This window comes from uncultured Anaerotruncus sp., from assembly GCF_902490045.1.
Lineage (GTDB): Bacteria > Bacillota > Clostridia > Oscillospirales > Ruminococcaceae > Anaerotruncus.
In genome coordinates this window covers 1-6,654 of the sequence record NZ_CABUCJ010000123.1, presented here as the reverse complement: position 1 = coordinate 6,654, position 6,654 = coordinate 1, and the positions used below count along the sequence as shown (strand labels likewise).

The window sequence follows — 6,654 nt, the reverse complement described above, 5'->3', positions numbered from 1 at the left end:
CCGGGCGGCGGGGCCGCCCGATTCAAGGTATTCGCGGATGGACCGTTCCACCTGCGCCACCTCCTCACGGAAGGCGTCGGCGGAAATCCGCAGCGCGCCGTGTCCGAGGATGATGAGCTGTTCGAGCGCGTCAGAGGTCGCCACCCGCACCCGGTGGCGCTTGCCGAGCTCGCGGGTGACCTTCTCGATATACATGTCCGCCGTCTCGGCCTCCTTCGTGTACACCACGCTGATGTTGTGCACCCGCTCGACCTCCCCCGGGTTTCCCTTCACCCGGTAGGCGTCGAACACCACGATCACCTCGCACTGACGGAAGCCCCGGTAGTTGCAGAGCAGATCGACCAGCCGCCCGCGCGCCGCGTCCAGGTTCTCCTGCGCGAGCGCGTACAGATCGTCCCACGCGAAGATGATGTTGTAGCCGTCCACCAGCAGGTATTCCGGTCCATCGAGTCCCTTGGGGGGCTTGGAGGGAGACCGCCGGGGGGACGCCTCCCTGACCGGGCGGAACGCCCTGCGCGGGTCCCGGCGGATGGGGCCGTAGGTGCGCTCGAAGATTTCCAGCAGCTCCCGGTCCTCGGCCAGCATCGCGCAGTAATCGGCCGCCCGCCGCTCAGCAGTGCGCTGCTCCCCGGGGACGCCGGCGGGTTCCTCCGGCGCGTCGAGGACGCTTTCGAGGTGCATGTGCGCCGGCACCTCGTCCCATTTGACGAGGAAGCCCGCCCCGTGGGCGCAGAAGACCGAATCCGCCGTGTTTTCCAAATCCGCGTCGCAGTCATAGCCGATGGCGGCGATCACCTCTTCGGCGTTGTGGCAGGGCTCGTAGCCCCGAAGGGCGCAGGAGAGTCGACCCCTGCCGCGCGTGTACCCGGTGACCTCCATCTGGTAGCCCCGCATTTCGGACACCGGCGCACTTCCGGTCAGAACCGACCGTTCCCCCTCCGTCTCGGGCGGTGCGAAGCTGCCTCCCATCCGCTGCAAATCGGACATCGCCCGGCCCACCGTCTCGGACGGCAGTTCCAGCCGGAAGTCGTACCACGGCTCGAGCAGGACGCTTTCGGCCCGCCGCAGGCCCTGCCGCACCGCGCGGTAGGTCGCCTGGCGGAAATCGCCCCCCTCGGTGTGCTTCTGGTGGGCGCGCCCCGCCGCCAGCGTGATCTTCATATCGGTGACGGGCGAGCCGGTCAGCACGCCCAGATGGGTCTTTTCCTCCAGATGGGTCAGGATGAGCCGCTGCCAGCTGCGGTCGAGGTCGTCCTCGCGGCAGGCGGAGGCAAACCGCAGTCCGCTGCCCCGCTCCCCCGGCTCGAGCAGCAGGTGCACCTCCGCGTAGTGGCGGAGCGGCTCGTAGTGCCCGACCCCCTCCACCGGCGCGGCGATCGTCTCCCGGTAGAGGATGCTGCCCTGCCCGAAGCCGACCTCCATCCCGAACCGTTCCCGGACGAGCCGGCCCAGCACTTCAAGCTGCACCTCGCCCATGAGCTGCACGTGAAGTTCCTGAAGCGCCTCGTTCCACACGACATGCAGCTGCGGGTCCTCCTCCTCGAGCTGCCGGAAGCGGGTGAGCGCGGTGTGCGCGTCGACTCCCTGCGGCAGCTCCACCCGGTAGCCGAGCACCGGCCGCAGCGCCGGGAGCTCGGAGTCCGGCTCCGCGCCGAGTCCCTCCCCGGGATGGGTGCGGGTGAGTCCCGCGGCGGCGCACACCATGCCGGGGAGCGCCTCCTCCACCGTCCGGAACTTCGTCCCCGTGTAGACGCGGAGCTGGTTGACCTTCTCCTCCCACGGCTCCCCCTCCCGGCCGCCGGAAACCGCCGCCTTGACCCGGAGGCTCCCGCCGGTGATTTTCAGGTGGGTAAGCCGGACGCCCTGCTCATCCCAGCCGACCTTCCAGACCTTCGCGCCGAACGTCTCCCGGCGCGGCGGCTCCCGGGTGTAGCGCGCCAGCCCCGCGAGGAATTCGTCCACCCCTTCGAGTTTGAGCGCCGAACCGAAAAAGCAGGGGAACACCCGCCGCCGCGCGACGGCCTCCGCGATATCCGCCTCCCCGAGCGTTCCCGCCTCGAGATACCGCTCCATCAGTTCCTCGGAGCAGAGGGCGAGGGACTCCTCCAGCGCGCCGCGCGGACGGTCCCCGCCAAAGTCGGCGCATCCCCCGTCCAGCCGCGTCTGCAGCTCCGCCAGAAGCGCCTCGCGGTCCGCTCCCGGCAGGTCGAGCTTATTCACAAAGAGGAAGACCGGGATCCGGCGGCGTTCCAGCAGCCGCCAAAGCGTCTCGGTATGGCTCTGCACCCCGTCGGTGCCGCTGACGACGAGGACCGCGTAGTCCAGCGCCTGCAGCGTGCGCTCCATCTCGGTGGAAAAATCCACATGCCCCGGAGTGTCCAGCAGGGTGATCTCCGCCCCGTCCAGGTGCAGCAGCGCCTGCTTGGAAAAAATCGTGATGCCCCGCTCCCGTTCGAGCGCGTAGGTGTCCAGAAAGGCGTCCCCGTGGTCCACCCGTCCAAGCCGGCGGGTCTCCCCCGCACGGTAAAGCATCCCCTCCGAAAGGGTCGTCTTGCCCGCGTCCACGTGCGCCAGAATCCCGATTATCAGCCGTTTCATCTCATCGTTCCAATCGCTTTGTTCTCTTGGCGGGACGCCTCAGGTCCCGCTATCTAGTATACCGGAAATGCGCCGCGATGCAAGCCGGCGCGGGATTTTTCCGCGCGCGGACTCCGCAGCGCAGAAAATCCCCCGGCAAAGGCCGGGGGATTACCGCTTCTATCGTCCCGGACGCTCCGCCGGGGAAAGCAGACGCTCCCGCCGCATGCCGTACCAGAGGAAGCCGGCCAGGTCCGCCAGCAGCCACCCGATGGGGATCGCCCACCAGATGCCCCGCAGGCCGATCCGCGGGATGGGCGCGAGCGCATAGGCCAGCGCCACGCGCACGCCGAGAGACACGACGGTCAGCAGGATGGACATCTGCGCCCGCTCAAGGCCCCGGTAGAGCCCGTAGAGCAGGAAGAGCAGCCCGATCCCGACGTAGCAGCTTCCCTCGATGCGCAGGTACTGGACCCCGACCGCGAGGATTTCCGTTTCCCCCGCCGGCACGAAGATCTCCATGAGCGGGCGGGCGAAGACCGCCACCAGCGCGGAAACCGCAAGGCAGAAGGCGGCGGCCCCCACGACCGACGCGCGCAGCCCGGCGCGGATTCGTTCCCTCCTGCCCGCGCCGTAGTTCTGCGCCACAAAGGTCGAAAAGGCGTTGCCGAACTCCTGCACCGGCAGGTAGGCGAAGGAATCGATCTTGACCCCGGCGGCAAAGGCGGCCATCACCGCCACGCCGAAGCTGTTGACCAGCCCCTGGATCATCAGGATGCCGAAATTCATGACCGACTGCTGGATGCTCGAGAGGACCGAGCATTTCATGATGCGGACCATCAGCCGCCCGTCGACCCGGAGGTCGGCGCGCTCCAGCCGGAAGGCGGGCACGCGTAGCAGGCTGTAGACGGTCACGATCAGCGCGGAGAGCGCCTGCGCAAGCACGGTGGCCAGCGCGGCCCCGGCGACCCCCATGCCGAGCGGCAGCACGAAGAGCAGGTCGAGCGCCACGTTCGCGGCCGCCGCCACGGCGAGCGCGGCGAGCGGGACGGAGGAATTGCCGATGCTGCGCAGCGCGGCGGCGAAGAAGTTGTAGAGGAAGGTAAAGCCGATCCCCCAGAAGATGATCCGCAGGTAATCGCGGGTGTCCGCCCGGATGTCCGCGGGGATGTGCAGCAGCGTCAGGATGCGGTCGAGGCTGCCCGCCGCGAGCAGGAAGATTACGAAGGAGACCGCCGCGATGAAGAGGAAGGCGTTGAAGAGGCCGCGCCGAAGGGCCTCGGGCTCCCGCGCGCCGAAAAAGATCGAGAAGATGACGCCGCTCCCCATGCAGAGCCCGAGCACCACCGAGGTGAGAAAGACCATCAGCGTATAGGAGGAGCCGACCGCCGCCAGCGCCCCCGCGCCGATGAAGTGGGAGACGATCAGCGTGTCGACGACGTTATAGAGCTGCTGGAGCAGCGCGCCGCCCATCATGGGCAGCGAAAACCGCACGATCGCGCCGGTCGTTCCGCCCTCCGTCATATCCCCTGCCAAGCGCTTTCCCTTCTTCCGCTATGTAATATTATTATTACGATATGTAACCACCGCCAGTTTATCATGCACTTCCGGAAATGTCAATCCTGCGAAAAGAAAGTTTCGCCTTGTTTTCCGCCGGGAAATGCGGTAGAATAACAAAAAGGGGGTTGGCCGGGATGTATCTCAAAGGACTGGACGAGCTCGACCGCAAAATCGTCGCCCTGCTCACCGAAAACGCGCGGATGTCCTATTCCGACATCGGCGAGGCGGTGGGCGTCTCCCGCGTGGCGGTGCGGGCCCGCATCGACGCGCTGGAAAAGCGCGGCGTCATCGAGGGCTACACGACGATCATCAACCCGCAGAAGATCGGCAGTGCCGTCTCCGCCTACTTCGAGATCGAGACCGAGCCCGCGCAGCTCCAGCCGGTTGCGGAGGCGCTCGACCGCTGCGACACCGTCACGCAGATCTACTTCGTGTCGGGCAGCAGCAAGCTGCACGTCCACGCCGTCGCCGCCAGCAGCGAGGAGATGGAGCGTTTTTTGCAGGAGTTCCTCTACCGCCTGCCCGGCGTCGTGAAGCTCAGCTGCAACATCATCCTCTCCCGCAAAAAGGACGTCAAGGGCCTGCGGCTCTGACCATATCTTCTTGACAGGCGGGCTTTCGCCGCCTATAATGGACCCAGAAAACAGAAAGGGCGCTTTCTCATGAAGCTCTGTATTATAAGCCGCTCCGGACAATTGGAAACGATGAAACATTGTGCGGAGCTTTACGATTTCATCGGCGGATAGACAGCTCTCCGGCGGGCCCGTTTGGACGGACCCGTCCGGTTCTGCGTGCCCGCCGGATGATGCGGATCGATTTTGCCGCGGACGATGTTTCGTCCGCGGCTTTTTGCGTCTTCCGCGCGGTATGCGCATAGGAGGCGGGGGCCGTGCCCCCGCCTCCCTTTTTATTTTATCGAAACGGGGAATTTTACTATGGAACGCGATCTCACTGTTGGCAGCGTGCCGAAACAGCTTCTCTCCTTCGCGGCGCCCCTTTTTCTAGCAAACCTGCTGCAATCCCTCTACAGCATCGTGGACATGGCCGTGGTCGGCCGGTTCGTCGGGAGCGCAGGACTTGCCGCGGTCAGCAGCGCCGCCATGCTCAGCTTTATCATACAATCGGTCTGCACCGGCGTCACCACGGGCGGCGCGGTGCTCATCGCGCAGTATAAGGGCGCGCGCGACGCGCGTGGCCAGCGGGAAACGACCGGCGCGCTCTTCTCTGTTTCCGCGCTGGCCGCGCTGCTTGTCACCGCCGCGGGCCTGCTCGCCTACCGCCCCGTCTTTACGCTCATGAACCTGCCCGCCGAGGCGCTTCCCCACGCGCTCCGCTACATGCGGGTCATCTGCCTCGGCACCGTCTTTGTCTTTGGCTACAACGCGGTCTGTTCGGTGCTGCGCGGACTGGGCGACTCCAAAAGCCCTCTCTTCTTCGTGGCGGTCGCCACCGTAGTCAACATCCTGCTCGACCTGCTGCTCGTCGGCCCGCTCGGGCTCGGAACGCAGGGCGCGGCTATCGCGACGGCCGCGTCGCAGGGCGTCTCCTTCTTGACCGCCGTAGTCGTCCTGCGGCGGCGGGGGCTCCCCCTCGTCTTCTCCCCCGCCTATTTCCGCACCGCCCCCAAGACCTGCTGCGCCATCCTGCGCATCGGCTTTCCCGCCGCCGTGCAGATGGCCGTGCTCAACCTCTCCTACCTGCTCGTCACCGGCATGCTCAACGGATACGGCGTGGCGGTGGCAGCCGCGGCGGGGGTGGGCCTCAAGGTCAACTCCTTCGCCGCCATGCCCTGCTGGGCGGTCGGCCAGGCGGTCACCACAATGGCCGGGCAGAACCTCGGCGCGGGAGATACCGGCCGTGCGGCGCAGACCGCCAGAAGCGGATTGCGCCTCGCCCTGCTCGTCACGGCGGCAAGCATCCTCGCGGTGCAGCTTTTCACCGCGCAGATCATCGGATTCTTCAACACCGACCCGGAGGTCGTGCGGGAGGGCGTCTTCTACCTGCGCGTCTGCTGCTCCTTCAACAGCCTCGTCTACGCGGTCATGTACACCTTCGATTCCTTCGCGACCGGCGCGGGCGACTCCCTCTTCGCCATGCTCAACGCGATGCTCCATTCCGTTGTGATGCGCCTGGCGCTGAGCTGGCTGCTCAGCGTCCCGCTGGGGCTCGGCTTCGCCGGACTCTGCTGGGGCGAATGTCTCTCCCCACTGCTTCCCTTCGTGTTCGGGATCGTCTATTTCCGTTCCGGCCGCTGGAAACGCAAACGGCTCGTCTCCTGAACGGCGGACACGGAAAGGGCCCGCAGGCAACCGCCTGCGGGCCCTTTGGCGCCGTCTGACCGGATTATTTTGCGAAGGAGGGGAGGATCGCCTTGACGGGAGCTACGGGCTCCTCGGCGGGCGCTTCCCCGGCGTCCTCCGCGGGGATTTCCGCCTCTTCGGGAGCCTCGACCGCTTCCTCATCGGCCGTGATCGGCTTCTCCGCGATGATGTAGGTGCCGAGCTTGCGGGTCTTCAG

4 protein-coding genes are annotated in these 6,654 nt (G+C 66.5%); 2 read left to right on the top strand and 2 right to left on the bottom strand.

Annotated elements, in window-relative coordinates; all coding sequences use genetic code 11:
- Both RDM88_RS10890 and RDM88_RS10885 read right to left on the bottom strand, forming a co-directional pair.
- Positions 1-2,598, bottom strand: a 2,598-nt coding sequence (locus tag RDM88_RS10890) for a TetM/TetW/TetO/TetS family tetracycline resistance ribosomal protection protein (protein ID WP_308754864.1), incomplete at its 3' end; no start/stop codon positions are given.
- A gap of 159 nt (positions 2,599-2,757) precedes the next feature.
- Complete coding sequence (locus RDM88_RS10885; RefSeq protein ID WP_374045459.1) at positions 2,758-4,101, bottom strand: MATE family efflux transporter; 1,344 nt, start codon at positions 4,099-4,101, stop codon at positions 2,758-2,760.
- A 170-nt stretch (positions 4,102-4,271) separates the two neighbouring features.
- Between RDM88_RS10885 and RDM88_RS10880 the strand changes: the two genes are divergently transcribed.
- Together RDM88_RS10880 and RDM88_RS10875 are read left to right on the top strand one after the other, a co-directional pair.
- A complete protein-coding gene (locus RDM88_RS10880) occupies positions 4,272-4,730 on the top strand; it encodes an Lrp/AsnC family transcriptional regulator (protein WP_101550169.1) in 459 nt (152 codons plus the stop codon).
- A gap of 342 nt (positions 4,731-5,072) precedes the next feature.
- Positions 5,073-6,416, top strand: a complete 1,344-nt coding sequence (locus RDM88_RS10875) for an MATE family efflux transporter (RefSeq protein ID WP_308754862.1) — start codon at positions 5,073-5,075, stop codon at positions 6,414-6,416.
- Positions 6,417-6,654 lie beyond the last annotated feature (238 nt).